Below are 21,785 nucleotides of genomic sequence, written 5' to 3'. Positions count from 1 at the left end.
GATCAGGTCCACATGCCGGAACTAAACCGCGTCGCCGCGTCGCCAGCCTTGTCAACCAAGTTACATCGGCCATCATCGTTTATACTCGACGCCTGATGTAGCTCAACACCAATAAACAATGTCGTTATTCAAGGCCGCGTTTGCTAGCTGAAGCGTCTATTTTGAGGAAAACGTGGACGCTTCTTACGATTACGAGATTATCGAAAGCTTGCACAGCAGCGCGCGCTCGCTGGTCTACCGGGCCCGCTCCACGCACGACCGCAGCGCGCTGATCGTCAAAATCCTGAACCAAAATTTCCCGTCGTTCCAGGAAGTCGCCCAGTTTAAGCGCGAATACGCGATCGCCCAGCGCTGCGGCGACGCCGGCGTGGTGCGCCCGCTGGCGCTACGCCGGCAGGCCGGGCGCTGGACCATCATCCAGGAAGACATCGGCGGCGACTCGCTCAACAAGCTGCTGCGCGGGCTGGCCGCCAACGCCGACGCGATGACGCCGGCGGCGCTGCCGCTAGCCGACTTCTTCGAAATCGCCCTGCAACTGTGCGCGGCGCTCGAGGTGGTCCACGCCAACAGCGTCATCCACAAGGACATCAACCCCGCCAACCTGGTCTGGAACGCCGAACGGCGGCGCCTGCAATTGATCGACTTCGGCATTTCCTGCGAGCTGGAACAGGAAACCGCGACGGCCGCCCATCCGCGCACGCTGGAGGGCACGCTGCACTACATGGCGCCGGAACAAACCGGGCGCATGAACCGCGTCGTCGATTACCGCGCCGACTACTACGCCATCGGCGCCACCCTGTACGAACTGCTGACCGGCCAACCGCCGTTCGCCGCCGCCGACGCCATGGAGCTGGTGCACTGCCATCTGGCGCGCGCGCCGGACTGGTCGCTGCCGCCGCTGGAGAACTTGCCGGGACCGCTGCTGGCGGTCTTGCAGCGCCTGCTGGAAAAAAACGCCGAGCAGCGCTACCAGAGCCTGCACGGCCTGAAAAGGGACTTGCAACGCTGCCAGGCGCTGGCGCGCCCCCCCGGCCTGGCCGGCGAGGGCGACGGCGACGGCGAGGGCGAACACGGCGCCGGCCGCTCCGACCACAGCGGTCGCCTGCTGATTCCGCAAAAACTGTACGGCCGCGTAGCCGACGTCGCCACGTTGCTGGACGCCTTCGAGCGGGCCAGCGCCGGCCCCAGCGAGATGCTGCTGCTGGCCGGCTACTCCGGCATCGGCAAGTCGGCCGTGGTCCACGAGGTGCACAAGCCGATCGCCGCGCGGCGCGCCTTTTTCATCTCGGGAAAGTTCGACCAGTACCGCCGCGACCTGCCCTACGCGCCGCTGGTCGAGGCCTTCCGCGGGCTGGTGCGGCAATTGCTGGGCGAGCCGGAGGCGCAGCTGCGCCAGTGGGCGGCGACGCTGCGCGAGGCGCTCGGCGCTGGCCTCGGGGTAATGGTCGAGCTGATCCCCGAACTGGCGCTGGTGGTCGGCGCCACCGAAGCGGCGACGGCGCTGGCGCCCGTCGAGGCGCGGCACCGCCTGCACCGCCTGCTACGCCAATTCGTCCGGGTGTTTGCCTCGGCCGCGCATCCGCTCGTGCTGTTCGTCGACGACCTGCAATGGGCCGACGCGGCGACCCTGACGATGCTCGAACTGTTCATCTGCGACCCGCAGCAGCGCCACCTGCTGCTGCTGGGCGCCTACCGCGACAACGAGGTCGACGCCGCGCACCCGCTGGCGGCGTTGGGCGCGCGGCTGCAACAGGCCGGCGTGCGCCTCACCACGTTGACGCTGGGGCCGCTGAGCGAGACCCAGGTGGCGCAGTTGATCGCCGACACCCTGGGCGCGCCGGCCGCCGCGTGCGCCGCGCTGACGGCGCTGTGCTACCGCAAGACCGGCGGCAACCCCTTCTTCCTGAACCAGTTCCTGCAGGCGATCCACGACGCCGGCCACCTGCGCTACCACTTCGAGCTGGACGGCTGGCGCTGGGACATGGCGGCGCTGGAGCGCGCCAACTACACCGACAACGTGGTCGACCTGATGCTGGCGAAAATAGCCCTGCTGCCGCGGCCGACCCGGCACCTGCTGCAACTGGCGGCGGCGCTCGGCAACCGCGTCGGACTGGCGACGCTGGCAACCGTCGCGCAGCGCTCGCCCCAGCAAACCCAGCGGCACTTGTGGCCGGCGCTGCAAGCCGGCCTGATCCACCCGCTCGACCAGCGCTACAAATACCTGGACGCCGACGCCGACGGCGCCGACATCGGCTACCGCTTCCTGCACGACCGCGTGCAGCAGGCCGCGTACGCGGTGGCCGACCCCGACGCGCACCGGCGCAACCACCTGCACATCGGCCGCCAACTGCTGCGCCACGCGCCGGCGGCGGCGCTCGACGAGCAGGTGTTCGCCATCGCCGAGCAGCTCAACGCCGGCCGCGAGCTGATCGACGCCCCCGACGAGCGCCTGCAACTGGCCGCCCTGAATTGCCGCGCCGGCCTCAAGGCGCGCGCCGCGGCCGCCTTCCAGGCGACGCTGCGGCACATGCGCGTCGGCCTCGAACTGCTGCCGCAGCGCGCCTGGGACAGCCACCGCGAGCTGTACCTCGACCTGCAACTGGGCGCAGCCGAGGCGGCCTACCTGTGCGGTGAATTCGACGCCGCCGAGGCGATCTATCCGCTGCTGCCGGCGCGCTGCGCGACGCCGCTGCAGCACACCCGCTGCATCGCCGTGCAGGCGCGCCAGTACCAGTTGCAGGGCCGGCTGGCGGACGCCATCGCCATCCAGCGCGGCGGCCTGGCCCTGCTGGGTATCGAGGTCGGCGCCGACGACGCCGCGCTGCAGGCCGGCGCCGCGGCGATCCTGGCCGACGCCGAGCGCCTGAGCGCCGGGCGCGGCATGGACGAATTGACGGCGGCGCCCGAAATGGCCGATCCGGCCGCGCGCGCCGCGATGGAGATGATGCAGGGGCTGTGGATGGCCAGCTACTACGCCGGCCAGCAGCACCTGAGCCGCGTCATGGCGCTGTCGATGACGCGCCTGTCGCTACAGCAGGGCAACAGCGATTTCACCGCCGTCGCCTACATCAGTTACACCGCCATCCTGGGCGCCCGCGCGCACGACGGCGAGCGCGCCTACCGCTTCGGCGCCATGGCGCTGGCGCTGGCCAAGCGGCGCGACAACCAGCAGGCGCGCACCCTCACCGGCCTGATGTTCGGCGCCCTGATCCAACACTGGACGCGGCCGCTGCGCAGCTGCGACGCGCTGTACGACGACGCCTTCCACGGCGCGCTGGCCGGCGGCGACCCGGTCAACCTCGGCGTGGTGGCGGCGGTGCGCGCCACCGACCGCCTGATCTGGGGCTTGTACCTGCCCGAGCTGCTGCGGGCGGGCGAGCGCGACCTGGCGCTGATGCGCGCCAACGGCCAGCGCGACCTGGCCGACTGCCTGATCGCCGGCGCGCTGCAGCCGGCCAAATGTTTGATGGGCCTGACCCGGCGCGGCGACAGCTACGACGACGACGGCTTCAGCGAGGCGGCGTTCCTGGCCGAGCACGGCGGCTCGCGCCTGTACCAGGCCTATTTCTACCAGGGCAAAATCCGCAACGCCTATCTCTTCGACTGCGCCGACGCCGAGGCGCTGGCCGGCCACCTCGACGTCGTCGCGCAGATCCTGCGCGACCAGTCCAAGGTTCCCGAAACCACCTTCTACACCGCGCTGATCTGGCTGCGCGCGCTGCGCCGCGCGCCACGGCGCGGCGACGCCGGCGCCGTGCTGGCGCGCGCCCAAGCCATGCTGGCGCAACTGGCGGGGTGGGCGGCGCAAGGGCCGGACAACTACGCCGCCAAACACCTGCTGGCGCGGGCCGAGTACGCCCGCCAGCGCCAGCACGCCGGCGCGGCGGCGCGCTACTACCGACTGGCCATCGAGGCCGCGCGCGACGGCGGCCACGGCAGCGTCGAGGCGCTGGCCAACGAACTGTGCGGCGAATTCTGGCTTGAGCAGGGCCAGCCACGCGTCGCCGGCGTCTTCCTGCACGACGCGCTGGCACAGTACCGCCAGTGGGGCGCCGACGGCAAGGTCGCGCAACTGGGCGCCCGCCACGGGGCGCTGCTGCGCGGCGCCGCCGGCCATCCGGCCGGCGCAATGCGCCTGGGCGACCCGGGCGCGATCACCGTCAACGGCAGCGGCGCGGCCAATAGCGCCCTCGACCTAGCCTCGGTCCTGAAGGCGACGCACGCGCTGTCGAACGAAATCGGCCTGCGCAACGTGCTGCAACGACTGCTGACGATCGCCCGCGAGAACTCCGGCGCCCAGCTGGCGCGTCTGTTGCTGCTAAACGAGCAGGTCTGGCGACTGGAAGGCGATATCGGCACCGACAGCGCGGCCGTGCTGCAGCAGCGCCCGCTGGAGTTGGACGGCGCCGGCGACGCCCAATTCCCGCTGTCGCTGCTGCGCTACGTGGCGCGCAGCGGCGCCGAGATCATCGAAGACCGCATCGGCGCCTCGCCCCGCTTCGGCGCCGACCCGTACGTGCTGGCGCAGCGGCCGCGCTCGGTGATGTGCCTGCCGATCAAGCAGGCGGCGCAGGTGGTCGGCATGCTGTACCTGGAAAACAACCTGGCGGAGGCCTCGTTCACCGCCGAGCGCGTCGAATTTTTGCGCATCCTCGGCGCCCAGGCGATGATTTCCATCGCCCACGCGCGCCTGCACGACAGGAAAACTGCCGAGATTCTTGGCGGATTGATTCGCCATCGCCCACGCGCGCCTGCACGACAGCCTGGAGCTGCGCGTTACCGAGCGCACCGCGCAGCTGGAGGACGCCAACCGCCGCCTGGCCACCCTGTCGGCCACCGACGGCCTGACCGGGCTGGCCAACCGCCGCCGTTTCGACGAGATGCTGGCCGCCGAATGGGCCCGCGCCGGCCGCACCGGCCAGCCGCTGGCGCTGCTCATGATCGACGTCGACCATTTCAAGAAATACAACGACTGCTATGGCCACCAGCGCGGCGACGCCTGCCTGAAAAGCGTCGCCGCCTTGCTGCTGGCGGGGGCGCGGCGGGCCGGCGACCTGGCGGCGCGCTATGGCGGCGAAGAGTTCGCCATCGTGCTGCCCAACACCGGCGCCGAGGTGGCGGCCAACTTGGCCGAGGCGCTACGCCGGGGGGTTGAACTGCTGGCCATGCCGCATGCGCAAGCGAGCGCCGGCAAGGTCACCGTCAGCGTCGGCGTGGCGGTGCGCCTGGCCGGCGACGGGAGCGGCGCCGAAGCCTTGCTGCAGGCGGCCGACGACGCCCTGTATGGCGCCAAGCGCGCCGGCCGCAACGCGGTGGTGCTGGCGGCGGCCTGATCACCGGAGATGAGATTGTTTACCAAAGGAGATAATTCGTCTACTATATTGGATATTCGAATGTCACCCAAGGGCCAGCTATGCATCTCGTCATGTGCACCGAAGAACGCCACGCCGAGGCCATCCTCGCCATCCTCAACGACGCCATCGTCCACTCGACCGCGCTGTACGACTACCACCCGCGCGCGCTGGCGACGATGGGGCCGTGGTTCGCCGCCAAGAATAGCCAGCACTTTCCGGTGCTCGGCTACGAGAACGACGACGGCACGCTGATGGCGTTCGCCAGCTACGGCACCTTCCGCGCGTTCCCGGCCTTCAAGTACAGCGTCGAGCATTCGATCTACGTCCACAACGACCACCGCGGCGCCGGCCTGGGCCGCAAGCTGCTGGAAGAACTCATCAAAGTGGCGCGCGCGCGCGACGTCCACACGCTGGTCGGCGGCATCGACGCCGCCAACGAGGCCAGCATCGCGCTGCACGCCAAGCTGGGCTTCGAGCACGCCGGCACGATTCGCCAGGCCGGCTTCAAGTTTGGCCGCTGGCTCGACCTGGCGTTTTACCAGCTGATCCTGGACACTCCGCTGCAAGCGGTCGACGGCTAAGCCGCGATGAGCGCCACCGATACCGGCGACGCGGCGGCGCCGAACGACCTGACGCTGGCCATCGCCCAACGCGTCAAGCGCGAACGCGCCGCGCGCAACTGGTCGCTAACGGACCTGGCGGAGCGCTCCGGCGTGTCCAAGGCGATGATCAGCAAGATCGAGCGCGGCGAGGCCAGCCCGACGGCCACGGTGCTGGGGCGCCTGTCCGGCGCGCTGGGCCTGGCGCTGTCGGTGCTGCTGGCGCTGGCGGAGCAGTCCGGCAAACGCGTCAGCCGGCGCGCCGAGCAGGTGGTGTGGCGCGACCCCGGAACCGGCTACACCCGGCGCACCATATCGCCGCCCGGCGGCGGCGTGCTGGAGCACCTGGAAATCGAATTGCCGGCGCGCGTGCGCGTGCCCTACCCGGCCAGCGCGTTCAGCTTCCACCACGAACAGATCATTGTTATGCAGGGCACGCTGGTGTTCATCGAAGGCGCGCTGGAGCACCGGCTGGAGGCCGGCGACTGCCTGCAACTGGGCTCGCCCGAAGACTGCACCTTCCTCAACCCGGGCGAGACGCCCTGCCGCTACCTGATCGCCCTGGTGCGGCGCTAACGATGCCAGGACGCGCCGGTGAATAGCAAGCGGCAAGGCCTCGGCTCCGGCTGGATGGTAGTGGCGGCGCTGTGTTTCGCGCTGATGAGCGCCTGCGTGAAATGGGGCGCCGGCGCCTTCGGCGCGGTCGAACTGCTGTTCTGGCGCACCAGCATCGGCGCGCTGTGCCTGGGCGGCGCGATGGCTTGGCGCGGCCACTCGCCATGGAGCGCGCATTGGGGCGCGCACGCCCGCCGCAGCCTGGTCGGCTACCTGGCGCTGCTGGCGACGTTCTACGCCCTGACCCACCTGCCGCTGTCGACCGCCGTCACGCTCAGCTACACCTCGTCGCTGGCCTTCGCGGTGCTGTGCACGCTCAAGCTGCGCGAACGGCCGACGCCGCTGATCCTGCTGGCCCTGCTACTCGGGTTTGCCGGCATCGCGCTGCTGCTGCGGCCCTCGCTGACGGCGGAACAATGGCTGGCCGGCCTGGTCGGCCTGGCCTCGGGCGTGCTCGGCGCCTTCACCCTGCTGCAAGTATACGAGCTGGGCCTGCTGGGCGAACCGTCATGGCGCACCGTGTTCTGGTTCTTCGCCATCTCCAGCCTTTTCGGCCTGGCCTGGCTGGTGGCCGGTCCGGGCTTCTCACCGGTCGGCGCGGACAACGTCTGGCCGCTGCTCGGGGTGGGCCTGTTCGGCCTGCTGGGCCAACTGGCGATGACGCACGCCTACCAGCGTGGCCGCAAATACTTGGTGGCCAGCCTCGCCTACCTCACCGTGGTGTTTTCGGCGCTGCTCGGGGTCTGGCTGTGGGGCGATGCCTTGCGCTGGGAAGCGCTGCTGGCGATGCTGCTGATCGTCGGCTCGGGCCTGCTGGCCGCGCGCCGATGACGCCGGGGGCGTCAGTCGAGGCGCTTGATGCGCTGGCCGTACACGGCCCAAACGCAATCGACGCCGTCGACCCGGCCGCGCAGCACCCAGCCGTTGCCCAATTTCTCGACCGTCACTTCAATTTTCAACTCGGCGGCGACCCGCTCGGCCCATTGGGTGGCCGAGCCGCGGCCCTTGAACAGCTCGTTTCCGTCCTGGACGATGGTGGCGTCGAATACGGACATGGCAAATACGGTCATTCTGGTTCTTCCTTTAAGCGTGTGCGCCGCCTCACTGCGGCGGACGAATTTTACACCGCGCCGGCCAGGACATTCCGATTCGGCTCAATCAGCGCCCTGCGCGACGCCGCGATCGCCCCGCCCGCGTATCAGGGTGGCTCCGCGCCAATAGCTAAACAGCAGCCAGACGCAGCGCCTGAGCCTGAACTCCTCGGCATTGACGTTGCCCTCGCGCCGGTTATCCGGCTGGTTTAACACGCGGAAAATTACCTCGCTGCCGATGCCCTGTTCGGTCATATAGGCCTCGGCCTGGCGCTCCCCCTGCACGGCGGCCAGTTCAATTCCATATTGAACGATTTCCCATCTGCATAAAGCCGCAGAAGCGCTACTTGCCCGTTGCTCGCTCATGACTACCTCCCTTAGGTTGAATCCATTTTGCGATTGGGAAATATTTAAGCTTTTGATAAATATCAACAATATTTCAGTATCAATTACTCAACGTCGTGTCAATACAACAACCATGGCTGCGCCGGATTTGCCGCTGGACATAGTCGCGAGTGGTAAACTGCGGCGCTCCTACGTTTACCAGCCTCCGGCCATCTGCCCATGCACACCCTCGACCAGCTACGCAGCGGAAAACTGATGGGCATTCAACGCCTGCAACTGGCTTGCGGCCTGACCGAGTTCCCGCGCGAGATCTTCGCGCTGGCCGACACACTCGAAATCCTCGACCTGTCCGGCAACGCCCTGTCGACGCTGCCCGATGATTTGTCGCGCCTGGGCAAGCTGCGCATCATTTTCTGTTCGGACAACCAATTCACCGAACTGCCCGAGGTGCTGGGCCGTTGCCCCCGGTTAAGCATGGTCGGATTCAAGGCCAACCGTATCCACACGGTATCGGCCAAGTCGCTGCCGGCGGCGCTGCGTTGGCTGGTCCTGACCGACAACCAGATAGCCGAATTGCCCGCCGGGATAGGCGCCTGCGCCCAACTCCAGAAGCTGATGCTCGCCGGCAACCAACTGCGCACGCTGCCGGCGCAATTGGCCGCCTGCACCCGCCTGGAATTGCTGCGCATCGCCGCCAACCGCTTGACCGAACTGCCGGACTGGCTGCTGCAACTGCCACGCCTGACGTGGCTGGCGTACGCCGGCAACCCCTTCTGCGAAAAGCGCGAAATCGCCGCGCTGGCCGACACGCCGATCAGCGGCATCGCCTGGCAGCAATTGCAGATCCAGGATCAATTGGGCGAAGGCGCATCCGGCGTCATCCATCGGGCCGCGCACCGGCGCGGCGACGACACGCACGCCGTCGCCGTCAAACTGTTCAAGGGCTCGGTGACCAGCGACGGCTTGCCGCGCTGCGAAATGGCGGCCTGCATCAGCGCCGGCGCCCATCCGAACCTGATCCCGGTGCAAGGCCAAGTGAAAGACCACCCGGCCGACGTGCACGGCCTGGTGATGGCGCTGATCGATCCGCAATTCGGCAATCTGGCGGGGCCGCCGAACTTGGACTCGTGCACGCGCGACATCTACCCGAGCGGCAAGCAATTCGACCTCGACGCGCTGTTTGGCATCGCCCGCGGTATCGCGTCGGCGGCCACGCACCTGCACCGCCGCGGCATCATGCACGGCGACTTGTACGGCCACAACATCCTGCATTGCCAGCAAGGCCGCGCCCTGCTGGGCGACTTCGGCGCCGCATCCTTCTACGACCCACAAGCGCCGCACGCGGCGGCGCTGCAGCGACTAGAAGTGCGGGCGTTCGGCTTTCTGCTGGAAGAGTTACTCGAACGCTGCGCCGCGCCGGCCCAGTCGCAACAGGTCGTGCAAGGGCTGGAACAATTGAGCGCCGCCTGCCTGAACGAAGACATGGCGTTGAGACCGTTGTTTGGGGAAATCGAACGGACCTTGTCTCAACATGCTGTTCGCGCCACACCTGGTATCGAGCCCCCCCTCTACAGCGTCCTCTTTGGGTGACCTGACGCAGCGCAAGCCTCACGGTAGCACCTCTACAACGTGAGCTAAGCCGCTATACTATCGAGCTAAATTTTGAGTTGTATGGGCATTAAACTCTGCTAGGAGCTATACTAAATTCGTAATTTAAGTACGTCTGCAACGTGCGAAACATCTTTTATTTTGATGGTATTAGGGGGATAGTTATGTACAGGATCGGTTTTCCGTTCTGGAAACAGGCCGCTAGGCTGGGCATCCCCCTGAAGCTGAGAGTCAACCTCTTGCACGACCAGGATGCCGGAGTTTACGTTGCAACGAGCGGGGATCTCAAGGGCTTGGTGTGCGAGGCGCCGACAATGGACGAGCTCGTGAAAGAACTTAATCTGGCAACAGTGGAACTTCTTTCGCTGCAACTTCATTCCCAGCCAGTCGCGCAGCCAGTGACGGATCTGCGACTCTACCCTGGATGAATGGGTATTACAGACTTGTCACGGAGCTCCTGAAAAAGCATGGCTACGAGTTCTTTCGACAAGGAAAGGGGTCTCATGAGATTTGGTGCAAAGGCACTCACCATCAAATTGTTCCGTTCAATTGCGCGTCTCGCCATACTGCAAATGGAATCATGAAGGACTGCAAGATAGATCATCGATTCCAAGCCCGCCCAGAGCGGGCTTTTTTACGCCCATCACTCCAAGACAGCCGGCCGCCGGTGTCGTACTAGTTGTCGCCTACCCGTCAAGATAATTGTCGCTTACCAGGCCGTTACACTGGACAAAACCGCCCAGCCCCCTTTCCACATGCGGCGCGCCAGTATCGGCCTACGCCATTCGAAACTTGCGTCGGCGGTCGCCCAGGACGGCGCACAGTTCGACGATGGACAGGCCGCTGACCTCGTTCATGCGCAGCAAGAAAAATGCCCGCACAGGCAAATGGCCGTGACGAATCTTGCTGATGACGGGAGCGGCGATTTTCAACACGCGAGACAAGGCTGCGTCGTTGCTAACCCTCAACTGTTCGCTCACCTTGTCGAGTAATTTCCCGGGATTGTAGAACTGGCTACGCGCTGTGGGTTCGCCAGCTTGTTGCGGTGCTGCAGGCTTAAAATCATCTTGCATGCTGAGTTCCTCGTGGTTGTCAGCGCGCCAATATACCGCTATCGGGCCTAAATTGGAACCGCAACCTCTTCCGAGCGTGAGATGGCTAACTTATGGAAGAAAAACCGAATGCAAAACGCCCGGTAAGCGGCACCGGGCGTTCTTGCTTTACAGCGATTAGCGTATCAAGCGCCGAACAATTTGCTGCCGACGATAAAAACCAAACCGATCAACATCCATATGCCGACGGCGATGAGCCGACCGCGCCACTCCCCCCAGGCGGCCGAACGCTTCACCTCGGCGTCGGGGCGGGGCGCGGGCCCGCGCAAGGCGGCGTCGTCGGGATGGTCGTACACCTCGTCGACGCTGCGGTAGGTTTCAAACTCTTCGCCCCGCACGCGCGCACCGAGCCGCTGCGCCAACTCGATCATCAAGGCGACGAACGGTTCGCCGGGACTACTACTCCACAGTTCGCCGTCCTGGAGAATGAGCAACTCGCTGCCGTCGCCCTTGGCGGTATCAAACAGCTGCACACCGGCCGTATGCTGCCGGTCGATCGCCAGCCGCCCCCCCATGCCGGCGAGCGCCGCCTCCACCTCATCTTTTGAGATGGGCAGAGGCTGCCCGTTTTTGGTACGAACGATTGATACGTGATAACCCATTATTGGCACACACCTAAATAGCCGGACTCGATGGCGGTCAAGCCCACGCCCGCGCCGGGACGAATCCTGAGAGTGTCAATCATGCCCTTTCCGCGCTCGTAAAGCAAAGGAATCCCTTCGCCGAAGCTCGCGCCGTACTTCCTCACGTGCGCGCCCCACTGGCCGGCCGTGGTCAAGTCGGCCCAGACGCCAGGCGCGTTGGCCCAGGACACGTCCGGCTGGATGCCGCTCGCCCGGTTCGCGCCGGGCAGGAAGTTGCGCGCGTTTTCGCTCAGGTCGACCGCGGCGCCGGTGGCGCGGTGAATCTGCGTGCCCTCGGTCGCGGCCCGGGTCGTGGTGCTGGCCGCTTTGGCGATCGGGTGCGCCACCGCGGCAACATGCGCGACGTCGGTGCCGACCGTCACGGCATTCTTGACGCCGACGCCGGCGCGGTATGCCTTCAGGCCCGCGCTGGCGCCCGCCGGCAGGAACGGCACACCGGTGGCGATGCCGTCATAGACCAGCCCGACGGCATCCACCGCGGCCCATCCATAGTGGCCCTGCTTGATGTTGTAGGCCAGCGAAGCGCCGCCCATCACCAGGTTGGCGATATCCCAGACGGTTTCGGCCACCGCGCCACTCGGATCGGTCCGGTTGGCGGGATTGTTGCCGACATAGGCATACAGGTTCAAGCCGTCAACGGTGCCGACGGGATCGGTCTGCAGGAAGCGGCCCATGGCCGGCGAGTAGAAGCGCGCCTTGTAGTAAGACAAGCCCAGTTCGCCGAAATGCAACTGCCCCGTATAACCGAAACGCACGTCATTGCTGGCGGCGGCTTCGCCGAACGGCCCGTAAGCCATGGTGGCGCTGGCCGTGCCGGCGCTGTCGGCGTTGGCGACGATCGAGCCCAGATGGTCGGCATACAACCAGCTCTTGTTGGCGGTCGTGGCGCCCTGGTAGCGCACCAGCGGCTCGTCGGCCCCCGCGCCGTGGACATAGCGCTGCAGCAAGTTGCCGGCCGCATCGTATTCACCGACCATCATGTTGCCCGAATACAGGAAGTTTTTGGTGCCGGCGCCGATGACGCTTTGACGCAGGCGCCCCAGCGCATCATAGACCAGCGTCGCGGCCAGGCCGGCCTTGCTGGCCGACTTCAGGCGGTTGTCGCCGTCGTAGGCATAGGTCCACACGCCGGTGCCGCTGAGATTGCCGTTGGCATCGTGCGCAATGGCCGCCCCGGCCGCCGCGGTGTACTGGTTCAGGCCGTTGGCGGTGTAGTTCCGGCTGCCGTTGGTGAAACCGCTCCACTGGTAGATATCGTTGCTCCACGAATGCCCAGCCAGATCCTGCACCTGGTTGCGGGTGAACGTCCAGGTGTTGTCCTGCGCGGTACCGCCCAGGTTTTGGGCCACGCTGGCCAGGCCGCCTTGCGTGTTGTAGCCGTACGTGGTGCTGGTGGCGTTGCCGAACGTCAGCGTGGCGCGGCGCGACAGGTCGTCGTAGCCGTAGGTGGCCAGCGCCACGCCGCCCATCTCCTTGATGGCGGTGGGGCGGTTCAGCGCGTCGTAGTCGGTGCTCACGTAGAACGGCGTGGCGTCCGGCCAGGTGGTGCGGACGCGGTTGCCGGCCGCATCGTACAGATACGCCAGCACTTTCCCGCCCGCGTTGACGCTGGTGAGGCGGCTGGCGTTGTCGAACACCGAGCTGATGTCGAAACTGCCGTTGGCGTAGCGCGCCGACGTCTGGCGCGACAGCAGGTCGTAGCCGAACTGGACGTTCTCGGCGGCGTTCGGGTAGGAACGCGAGAGCACGCGGCCCAGGTTGTCGTAGCCGACGGCGACCGTCTCGCCGCCGCGTTTCACGTAGCTGGTCAGGTTGCCCGCATTGTTATACGCGAACTGCTCGACGTCGGTGGCGGACGAAACGCCGGCCGTCACCTTGTCCGGGTACATCGTCTTGAGCTTGCGCTCATGGCCGTCGTACACGTGCGTGGTCAAGTTGTTCTTGGCGTCCGTGATGGTGGCGATCTGGCCGTTCGGCGTGTAGGTGTAACGCGCATACTGCTGGGCCAGCGCGGTGCCGACGGCGCGGCTGACGAGCTGCACCTTGTTGTCCAGGAAGTAGGCGGTGTCCGTGATCCGGTTCCCGCCTTCGGCCGCGGTCAAGTTCTCGACCACGCGCACGTTCCGGTCCAGGTCGTCGTAACTGTAGTCGGTCACCGACAGAGGAGCGGCCGCAACGGGGCAGGCGGCGTCGGACGCCATGGTGGCCGGCCCCCAATTCTTCAAGACCTTGCCGCTGGCCGAATAGCTGTGGCAAGCCACCAGCCACTGCGGTCCGACCTGGGTTGCGCTGCGCACCTTGCGGCCGTCGGCGTCGTAGACGCTCCTGGCCATCTTGCCGAGCGCGTCGGTGACCTGGATCGGCTGGCGGTTCGCATTGTAGGCGATCGCCACCGTATCGCTGACGTCGGCGCGCGGACCGTCCACCAGCGTCAGGTTGCCGACGCCGTCATAGGTGGACGTGGTGGTGAGGTTCAACTGGCCCGTGCCGGCGTCGGTGGTGACCGACTGCTGCACGTACTTGTTGCTGGCGTTGTAGGCCGTCGTGCGCAGCACCGTCGCGCTCGCCGAAATCTTGCTGGTATCGGAGGTCTGCAAATAGAACGGCGGGAAGCCGGCCGCCGTGAAGGCGGTGTAGGCAAAGGTCGTCGTCGGCTGCTGGCCAAGGCTGTCCGCCGGGGACGTGACGGTCAAGGGATTGCCCTGCGCCGTGTAGGTATAACTGGTGGTGCGCAACATGGCGTCGGTGGCGCTGGCCAGCTTGTTGAAGGCGCTTTCGTAGCTCATGCTGTCGCTCAGGATCGGCAAGCCCGAACCCGGTTTCGGCAAGTGGCGCACGGTTTTCACGTTATGCGAGCAGCGCAGCTGCGCGGCGCACGGCGCGTCGTCGTAGACGTACTCGATCGCATTGCCTTCAGGCATCACCGTCCGCGTCGGACGGCTGTGCCCGTCGTAGGTGGTGACGTCGACGCGGCCAAGCGGATCGACCGACTTCAGGATCTTGCCCTGGGCATCGAGGTAGGAGACGCGGCTCTGGCCATACGGCCCCACCTCCTCCGAGCGCGATCCGGCGAAGTAGTAGTCGTACAGCTTGCCGTGCACATTGGTCTGGGTCTGTACCCGTCCCAGCGTGTCGTACACATTGGTCAGCGCGGCGAGCGTCGGGTTGGCCGGATAGAAGACCTTGGTCAAGCGGCCCGGCAGATCGTACTGGTAGGTCGTGGTCTGGCTCATCGCGTCCTTCGACGTCGCCAGGTTGCCGCTGCCGTCGTAGGTGAAGTTGACGGTGCGCGCGCCGTCGGAGACCGAACTGACGCGCCCGCCGACATGGGTGATGGTGAGCGAGCGGCCGACGCTATTGCTCACCTGCGTCAACAGGCGGCCGCTGTACACATACCTGACCGCGATGCCGGCCGGGTGGGTATAGGTGGCCAGCTTGCCCGCGCTGTCATAGCTGAGTACGGCCTTGTTGAGCGTTTCGTAGAAATACGTGCCATCGACGTTGACGCCCAGCTTGGCGGCATTGCCTTGCGGGCTGTTGAACTGGCCGCCGGGCAGCTTGACGAACACTTCGCCGTTCAAGCCCTGCTTGACCACCACCGTGTTGTTGATGATCTGTTCGCCGAACCAGCGCTGGCTCAGCGTTGCAAGCACCATATTGGTCAACGGCTTGGCGGTGTCCGTCATCAGGTCGAGCGAGACCAGCTTCGCGGCGATCGCGCCGACCGCGTCCAGCGCCGAGTCCTCGCCCATGCCCTGGAAGCCATCGGAGCCGACCGCCACGCTGGCGAACATATTGCTGCTCCAGCCTTTGCCGAGCGCGCCGTCCTGCGTCCTGTTACCGGACGTATAGGTGCGCGCGAATTTAAGGCTGAGCGGGAACTCGTCGACGCCCGTGGTCAGGTCGCTCTGCAGGTGCAGGTAGTGGCCTTTGGTCATATCGATCGGATCGCCCCAGGCCGAGCCGGTGGCCGGCTTCAGCGTGAACGGGCTCACCGAATTGATCAGCGTGTTGCCGGCCGTGGTGGCCGGCGCCAGCGGGCTGGTGGAGAAGCCGCCCGCCATGCCGCCGCCAATGATGGCGCCGATGCTCGAACCGCTGGCGTTGACCAGCACGCTGAAGTAGCCCGCCCCGGTCCAACTGCCCTCGGTCAGGTTGCAGCGGGCCGGCAAAATCAGGCGCCGCCCGGCCGCGACCGCACTCTGGAAGCCGGCCAACCAGCTGGCGCAGCCAACCAGGTTCGGCTGGACCGCCGAGGCGAAGTTGGCGGCCGTGCCGTCGAAGATCTTGTCGTTGGCCGCCACGGCCTGGTCGATCAGCTTGACCGTCGAGACGGCGCTGCCGCCGGTGGTTTGCTGCACGGCGGTGGACTCGAAGATGCTCGAATACATCGACGAGCTGAAGAACACGGCCGCTTCCTTGCCGACGTTGCCTTCCTGGCTCACGACGCTGAGCATATTGCCCGGCAAGTCGACGAAAGCGGCGGTGTTATAACCGGCAATGCCGACCTGGTGGTGGAACAAGGTGTTGGTCTTCGCCAGCCGGTCGGTGATGTAGGTGGAATGGTTGACCTGGCCGAGCCAGCTCGACGACAGCACCGCCAGCGTCGAACCGAGCACCGCTTCGGAGCCGGCGGCCGCACCGGCGGCCAGTGCCTCGTCGAGGCGGCCGCGGTGCAGGTCGACCGGGCCGCGCCCGGCGGGTCCCCATCCGTTACCGATCAGGAAGGTACCGCCGGCCTTGATCTGCTGGGTAAACGACTGGTTGGCGAAGGTCTGGGCGTAGGCGCCGTGGGTGACGACGAAGGAGACGGTGCCGTAGGTGCCGGGCGTGGTGGCCGTGCCCGTCGCCAGCGCCGCGCCGTCGAGCGAAAGCACCGGCTGGTTCGAGGCGTTGTAGCTGATGCTCAGACGGCGGCCATAGATGGCGTCCGAGCTGAAGGTGCTGTCGATGCCCTGGTACTGCACGCGCAGGGTCGGCTTGTAATTGGCCGGCACGTCGGCGCTCCATTCGGTCAGCGCGACGGTCGTGTCCTGGTACGGCAAGCTGGCCTGGCGCAGCGCGCTGCCGGCGTGCGGGACGATGCTCATGCCGCCGACGACGTCGTCGAGCGTGCCCGCCGGGTAGTTGGCGCGCAGGTGGGTGGCCAGGTTGTTGGCGTAGCTGGTGAGGTTGCCGCGCACATTGCCGCGATTCAGGCCCTGCACGTAATCGGCGGTCACCACGGCGCCCGTGGTGGCGCCGCTCAGGAAACCGCTGGCGTTGTAGCCCGCCGCCGCCGCCACGTTGATGCCCGGCTTGAAGGTGTGCGCCTTGTAGCTCGGATCGAAGTAATAGAAAGTGCCGCCGATGTTCACCTTGACCCACACGTGGTCGAACTTCATGCTGTGCAATGCCGCGGTCGAACCCGGGCAGCTGCCGGCGGCCGTCGCGGTGACCGACGCCACCGGGATTTGCGCCGATCCCATCAGGTTCAGCACCGCGCACACCTTGCTCGTATCGACGCCCAGCCAGTCGTGCACTTGCGCGGCGGTCAGGTTGACGCGGCCCTTGACGAAGCTGGCCGTGTAGCCCGACTGGCGCAGCAGCGCGATCATCAGCGCCGCCTGGTCGAAGGCGGTGCCCTGGTTGTCGAGCAAGGCGCCGTAGCCGCCCTTCAAATGGCCCCAGGTCGGCACGTACTCGATGTTGTTGCGCACGTATTCATAGATCAGGTCCGGGTTGCCGCGCAAGGCGCGCGCCAGTTCGGGGATCGAGGCCGGTCCCGCGGGCGCCGCGTCGCCGCCGATGCGCAGGGTGCCGAGCGTGCCCTTGGCCCCGCTCTTGGGCCGCGCCGCCTGCGGCGCCACGCCCAGGTTCATGCGCGCCGGCGTGCGCGCCCAAATCGCCTGCTCGGATTGCGCCGGCGACACCGGCGCCATGATGGCCCGGCTATAGCCTGGCTGTTGAGTGCCGGCGCCGGCGCTGCCGGCCTTGCCGGCGCGCTCGCCCGGCGCCGCCTCGTCGTAGGCAATCGCCGGCGCCTGGCCGAAGGTGGTGTTGCCCTGCGCCTGGACGCCGCCTGCGCAGGCGAGCGCAAGCAGCATCCCGGTCGGTCTGAGTGTGTATCGCATGTCCGTTCCCCTTGTGTCGATGCAAGTGCTTGCACCCTTTGTTTTATGCAGACGGCAGGACGCCGCCGCCCTGTCGCGCGACAGGGCGTCCTGGTACAACGAATGTAAAACTACGGGGCGGGGACGCTCAGCTTGGCGCGCCGGTCACCACGTAAGTGGTGCGGTTGCCGGCCGCATCGTAGGTGTAGGTAATGACGACCCCGTTGCTATAGGTGATTTTGCTAATGCGGCTCAAGCTGTCGTAGGTGTAGGTGGCGGAGGCCGCGAACACCGTTGCCGCGACCAGGGATAACGCCGCGCCGGCCATGGTGTTGCGCAGCACGCCGCCGCTGAATTTGGAAAGTACCGCCCTCATGTGCATCTCCCGTAGATAGTCGAATGGAGCACGCTTCTCCACTCCCGACCTCATCAGTATTTCAGAAATGCACCAGCGGCGGAACTACCAACTCTGATAGCCGGCGGCGCCGCCTGCCTATCACCGCCATGGCAAAATCACCGCCGGCTCGTTGCGGTTGTGCGCCGTTTGGTAGACGAATTTCCAGTCGGCGTATTGGGTCTTGCCGGCAAACAGGGCGTCGCTTTCGCCGAAGTTGGCGCGTTTCAGCGGCGCCCCGGCCGACGGGCTGTAGACGCCCATGACGCCGCCGCCGGCGCCACGCACCAGCGCCCACGGCGCACCCGTGATGGGATCGGCATACAGCCGGCGCAGGTGGTGCCGCGCCGGCGTGACGCGGCTGTCGGCCAGCAGCTCGTTCAGGTTGGCCGGATAGTGCTTGTCGGCGCCCGGCGTGCCCTCGTAGTAGCTGGCGATCGCCTGGCGCACCTGCCCCCCCGCAAACAGCAGTTCGGCTTCGCGGTCGCGCCGCTCGTCGATCGACCACATCGCCAGCGCGCCGCCGAGCACGATGCTGCTGATCGCCACGGCGAACAGCACCGCGAGGTAGGTGAAGCCGCGCTGCGGGCCGGCTTGCATCACCACTGCCGGTAGTCGACGCCGTCGTGGCCCTTGCCCGGGGCGCCGCTGCGGATGTCCGACACCACGCCTTGCGCCTTGTCCTCGGCTGCCACCACCACCCAGGTCGCCGCGCTGCCGGTCAAGGGATCCTCGGGAATCTTGCGCAGATAGCGCTTGCCGACCAGCTCCTCGAGCGACGCCGGATAGACCCCCAGGTCCGCGTAGTAGCGGTCGAGGGTAGAACGCAGCGTGTTCAAATTCTCGCGCAGCACGGCCTCCTTGGTCTTTTCCATGCTGCGGAAATAGCGCGGCGCGGCCAGCGACAGCAAGGTGCCGATAATGCTCAGCACCACCAGCAGTTCGAGTATCGTGAAGCCGGCCGCGCCGCCCCTACCACTGCTTGTATGGCACACCATTGATCCCCTTTCCCTGCGTGAGTGGATAGACGTCGAACACGTCCCGGCCCGGCTGCGGATGGGCGTGCTCGGACGCGTAGCTGCGCAAGCCCCAGGTCTGCTGCGCCGGCACAGCCAGGTCCGCGTTGAGCGGATTGCGTGGCAGGCGGCGCAGGAAGCGCAGCGTGGCGCCGTTCGGGTCTTTCTGGTCGCGCGCGCCGAGCAGGTCGCCCAGCTGCCTCGGATAACCCGATTCGCCGACGGCCCTGGCGATACGCCCCTGGTCGCTGGCCTTCTTGTACTCGTCGATCGCGGCGCGCATCGCGCGCAGCACTTCCCTGAGTTCGCGTTCGCGCGCGCGCTGGACGATCAGTTCGCCGGCCGGAATGGCGGCGCTGGCCATGATCGACACCAGCGCCACCGTCACCAGCAGTTCGATGATGGTAAAGCCGCCGCGCCGCCGCCATGCCGCGCCGCCGCTCATGGCGCGATAGTGACGCGATAGGCGGACAGCGCGGCGCCGGCCGCGTTGCCGGCGCCCACCACCTGCAGCGCCGCCGCGCCGGACGACGCTTTGGCTTTCAGTTTCAGCGTCAGCAGCGTGGCGTCGATCTCGGCGCTGCCGTTCATCGCCTGGGCCAGGTTCAGGTCGAGGCGCCCGGCGCCGCCGTCCGGCAGTGCGGCGGCGGCGGCGGCGGCGGCGGGAATGGTCTCGACGAGTTCGAACGCCGCCCTGTCGTAGAGCAGTTGCACCGGCGCCGGAGAGCCCGAGGCCTTGACGCGCAGCGACAGCGTAAAGTCCTCGCCCGCCCTGACCTGGTTCGGCCCGCTCCACAAATATTGCGGCGGCTCGGCCGCCTTGGGCGCGGCGCCGTCGGCGCGCAGCGGGGCCGCGCCGGCGTCGGCGGCCGGCCGCGGCTCGGCCGACAGCCGCAGGGGCCTGACGCTCAGTCCGTTTTCGGTGCCGGACCAGAATTCCACCGCCTGCGCCTGCGGGCGGGCGACGCTGCGCACCACGCGGGGCGTGACCGACAGCACGATCTCGGTTTTCGAGCGGCTGTCGGACGGCGCCGAAAACAGCCGGCCGATGATCGGCAGCTTGCTCAAGCCGGGAATGCCGCTGGCCGAGCGCCGGTCCTGGTCGCTGATCAGCCCCGCCAGCACCTGGGTCTCGCCGTTGTGCAGGCGCAGGAAGGTGGAGGCGTTGCGGGTGCCGACCTGGTAGGCCAGCGTGCCGTTCGGGGTCGACACCTGGCTGGCGATCGAACTCACTTCCAGGCTCAGGCGCAGGGAAACGTCGTCCGACGGATGGATCAGCGGCTCGGCCGCCAGCTTCAGGCCGACGTCGAGGTACTGGACGTTCTCGGCGACGAAACCGGTCGCGGTCGACGTCGTGGTGATGACCGGCACCTTGTCGCCGATCAGGATGCTGGCCTTTTCCCGGTTGTGCACGCGGATGCGCGGATTGGCCAGCAGGTTCGAGACGCCGACATCCTGGCGCAGGCTCACCGACGGATTGGTAAACGACAGGCCCAGCTTGGACGAGTTTAGATTGCGCAGGTCGTCTATCGTCAAGACACTGCCGCCCGCGCCCAGCGGAATGACGCCGAGCTGGTTCGGCCACTGCACGCCCAGCTTCAACAAATCCTCGCGCTGCACCTCGAGCACTTCCAACTCCAGCATCACTTCCGGCTCGGCCAGGTCGTGCAGCGCGACCAGCCGTTCGGCCAGGCGCACCGCTTCGGGCGTGTCGCGCACCGTCACCAGGTTCAGACGCTCGTCGATGACGATATCCTTCATGCGCAACAGCCCCTTGAGCACGCTCTGGATCTGCGCGGCGCTGGCGTCCTGCAGATAGAAGGCGCGCACCACCAGCTCCTGGTACTCCTTGCGTTTTTCGGCCGTGTCCGGGTACACCTGCACGGTTTTCTTGTTCAACACCTTGCTGCGCAACTGGTTGTTGCGCAAAATGAGGTTGACCACCTCGTCGATCTCGGCGTTCTTCAGCACCACCGTCGTGCGCAGATCGGCGGCAATCTCCTTGTCGACGAGGAAGCTGATGCCGCTGATCTGCGACAGCGCTTCGAGCACCATGCGCACGCTGACGTCGCGGAAGTCGAGGTTGATCGGCTTGGACTGCGCATCCTTCAGGCTGATTTCCTGGAAGTGTTCGCGAAACAGCGGTTCCTCGACGTCGCGCTTGAGGACCTTGGCGGCGCCGTGGCCGGGCTCTTCGGCCAGCACCATGTTGACCATCGACAGCGCCCGTTCGCTGTCGCCATCGCGCAGCGCGGTCCTGGCCGTCGCCAGCGCCTGCTCGTGCTGCTGGCCGCGCCGCAGGCGGTACAAGCCCTGCCGGGCCTGTACATTGGCCGGATCGAGTTCGAGCACCTTGGCCAGCTCGGCCTGGGCGGCGGCGGCGTCGCCGCGCTCCTGGTGCGCCTGCGCGGCGGCCAGGAACCGGCTGACGACGGTGAACTTGGACGTGTAAAAATCCTTGCGGATTTCGACGTCCTGCGGCGCCGCCTGCACCGCCCGGGCCAGCGCCGCCAGCCCGGCTTCCGGCTTGCCGTCGCCCAGCAGGTCCATGCCGGAGCGATGCAACATTTGCGCCGCGCATCCGCTGAGCATGGCCAGGACGCCCGCGGCGCCCCACAATCGTAGTCGCATTATTTGATTCCAATAACTAGTGTTTGTCGCGCCGCCATCGGCAGGTAGTCGATTTGCAGCGCATCGGGGCCAATTGCATACAGCAGGTAGTGCTCGTCGATATTGCCGCCCTCGGAGACGGAAAAAACCTCATTGCCGCGGCGCAGGTGCACCCGCACGACACCGGACCGGCCCGCCACTTCGGTGCGGCCGAGGTACTCGAAGGGCAGCGCCGGCGCCTGCGGCGGCGCCGGGGCCACGGAGGGGGGGGGGAATGGGGAAGGAGATGCACACAAAACAGCAAC

17 protein-coding genes and 2 pseudogenes are annotated in these 21,785 nt (G+C 66.7%); 8 read left to right on the top strand and 11 right to left on the bottom strand.

Going from position 1 to position 21,785, the window contains the following annotated elements; translation table 11 throughout:
• Positions 1-172: 172 nt before the first annotated feature.
• The 5 genes and pseudogenes from ACFDR9_RS08965 to ACFDR9_RS08945 all read left to right on the top strand — a co-directional run.
• A pseudogene (locus tag ACFDR9_RS08965) lies at positions 173-4,666 on the top strand (AAA family ATPase); the annotation flags it as partial.
• 214 nt (positions 4,667-4,880) lie between these two features.
• Positions 4,881-5,333 (top strand): diguanylate cyclase, encoded by a 453-nt coding sequence (locus ACFDR9_RS08960; RefSeq protein WP_409030787.1) that lies wholly within the window; start codon positions 4,881-4,883, stop codon positions 5,331-5,333.
• An 80-nt stretch (positions 5,334-5,413) separates the two neighbouring features.
• Entirely contained in the window at positions 5,414-5,935 is a 522-nt protein-coding gene (locus tag ACFDR9_RS08955; RefSeq protein ID WP_409030786.1) for a GNAT family N-acetyltransferase, read from the top strand.
• Between the two features lie 6 nt (positions 5,936-5,941).
• A complete protein-coding gene (locus ACFDR9_RS08950; RefSeq protein ID WP_017874529.1) occupies positions 5,942-6,529 on the top strand; it encodes an XRE family transcriptional regulator in 588 nt (195 codons plus the stop codon).
• Positions 6,530-6,547: 18 nt separating this feature from the next.
• Positions 6,548-7,399 carry a DMT family transporter gene (locus ACFDR9_RS08945; RefSeq protein ID WP_409030785.1) on the top strand — a complete coding sequence of 284 codons (852 nt, stop codon included), beginning with the start codon at positions 6,548-6,550 and terminating at the stop codon, positions 7,397-7,399.
• 11 nt (positions 7,400-7,410) lie between these two features.
• Here ACFDR9_RS08945 and ACFDR9_RS08940 read toward each other — a convergent pair whose 3' ends face one another.
• Both ACFDR9_RS08940 and ACFDR9_RS08935 read right to left on the bottom strand, forming a co-directional pair.
• Positions 7,411-7,638, bottom strand: coding sequence for a hypothetical protein (locus tag ACFDR9_RS08940; RefSeq protein WP_026132363.1), 228 nt, complete (start codon positions 7,636-7,638; stop codon positions 7,411-7,413).
• A gap of 84 nt (positions 7,639-7,722) precedes the next feature.
• Entirely contained in the window at positions 7,723-8,025 is a 303-nt protein-coding gene (locus tag ACFDR9_RS08935) for a hypothetical protein (RefSeq protein ID WP_409030784.1), read from the bottom strand.
• Positions 8,026-8,223: 198 nt separating this feature from the next.
• Here ACFDR9_RS08935 and ACFDR9_RS08930 point away from each other — a divergent pair, with 198 nt between their 5' ends.
• The 3 genes from ACFDR9_RS08930 to ACFDR9_RS08920 all read left to right on the top strand — a co-directional run bounded on the left by ACFDR9_RS08930 (position 8,224) and on the right by ACFDR9_RS08920 (position 10,291).
• Positions 8,224-9,594: a leucine-rich repeat-containing protein kinase family protein gene (locus ACFDR9_RS08930; protein WP_409030783.1), complete on the top strand. Its 1,371-nt coding sequence runs from the start codon at positions 8,224-8,226 to the stop codon at positions 9,592-9,594.
• A 182-nt stretch (positions 9,595-9,776) separates the two neighbouring features.
• The gene (locus ACFDR9_RS08925) at positions 9,777-10,040 is read left to right on the top strand and encodes a DUF1902 domain-containing protein (protein ID WP_409030782.1); all 264 of its coding nucleotides are present in this window, start codon (positions 9,777-9,779) and stop codon (positions 10,038-10,040) included.
• Complete coding sequence (locus ACFDR9_RS08920) at positions 10,037-10,291, top strand: type II toxin-antitoxin system HicA family toxin (protein ID WP_409030781.1); 255 nt, start codon at positions 10,037-10,039, stop codon at positions 10,289-10,291. The genes ACFDR9_RS08925 and ACFDR9_RS08920 overlap by 4 nt, the downstream gene beginning before the upstream one ends.
• Positions 10,292-10,388: 97 nt before the next feature.
• Here the strand turns inward: ACFDR9_RS08920 and ACFDR9_RS08915 are convergent, their stop codons facing one another.
• The 9 genes and pseudogenes from ACFDR9_RS08915 to ACFDR9_RS08875 all read right to left on the bottom strand — a co-directional run.
• Complete coding sequence (locus tag ACFDR9_RS08915; RefSeq protein WP_081611716.1) at positions 10,389-10,685, bottom strand: hypothetical protein; 297 nt, start codon at positions 10,683-10,685, stop codon at positions 10,389-10,391.
• Between the two features lie 164 nt (positions 10,686-10,849).
• Positions 10,850-11,326 carry a hypothetical protein gene (locus ACFDR9_RS08910; RefSeq protein WP_409030780.1) on the bottom strand — a complete coding sequence of 159 codons (477 nt, stop codon included), beginning with the start codon at positions 11,324-11,326 and terminating at the stop codon, positions 10,850-10,852.
• Positions 11,326-17,481 carry an RHS repeat-associated core domain-containing protein gene (locus ACFDR9_RS08905; RefSeq protein ID WP_409030779.1) on the bottom strand — a complete coding sequence of 2,052 codons (6,156 nt, stop codon included), beginning with the start codon at positions 17,479-17,481 and terminating at the stop codon, positions 11,326-11,328. Before ACFDR9_RS08905 ends, ACFDR9_RS08910 begins: the two co-directional genes overlap by 1 nt.
• Before the next feature lie 127 nt (positions 17,482-17,608).
• On the bottom strand, positions 17,609-17,836 hold the full coding sequence (locus ACFDR9_RS08900) for an RHS repeat domain-containing protein (RefSeq protein WP_017874520.1): 228 nt from the start codon (positions 17,834-17,836) through the stop codon (positions 17,609-17,611).
• A gap of 120 nt (positions 17,837-17,956) precedes the next feature.
• On the bottom strand, positions 17,957-18,454 hold the full coding sequence (locus tag ACFDR9_RS08895) for a type II secretion system protein (RefSeq protein ID WP_409030778.1): 498 nt from the start codon (positions 18,452-18,454) through the stop codon (positions 17,957-17,959).
• Positions 18,454-18,852, bottom strand: a complete 399-nt coding sequence (locus ACFDR9_RS08890) for a type II secretion system protein (protein WP_409030777.1) — start codon at positions 18,850-18,852, stop codon at positions 18,454-18,456. The genes ACFDR9_RS08895 and ACFDR9_RS08890 overlap by 1 nt, the downstream gene beginning before the upstream one ends.
• Positions 18,827-19,315, bottom strand: coding sequence for a type II secretion system protein (locus tag ACFDR9_RS08885; protein WP_409030776.1), 489 nt, complete (start codon positions 19,313-19,315; stop codon positions 18,827-18,829). Before ACFDR9_RS08885 ends, ACFDR9_RS08890 begins: the two co-directional genes overlap by 26 nt.
• Positions 19,312-21,501, bottom strand: coding sequence for a secretin N-terminal domain-containing protein (locus ACFDR9_RS08880; RefSeq protein ID WP_409030775.1), 2,190 nt, complete (start codon positions 21,499-21,501; stop codon positions 19,312-19,314). The genes ACFDR9_RS08885 and ACFDR9_RS08880 overlap by 4 nt, the downstream gene beginning before the upstream one ends.
• A pseudogene (locus tag ACFDR9_RS08875) lies at positions 21,501-21,785 on the bottom strand (hypothetical protein); the annotation flags it as partial. The gene ACFDR9_RS08880 and the pseudogene ACFDR9_RS08875, both read right to left, overlap by 1 nt.

This window comes from Janthinobacterium sp. CG_23.3, from assembly GCF_046115965.1.
Classification (GTDB): Bacteria; Pseudomonadota; Gammaproteobacteria; order Burkholderiales; family Burkholderiaceae_D; genus Janthinobacterium.
This window is presented reverse-complemented; position numbering and strand designations above follow the sequence as displayed.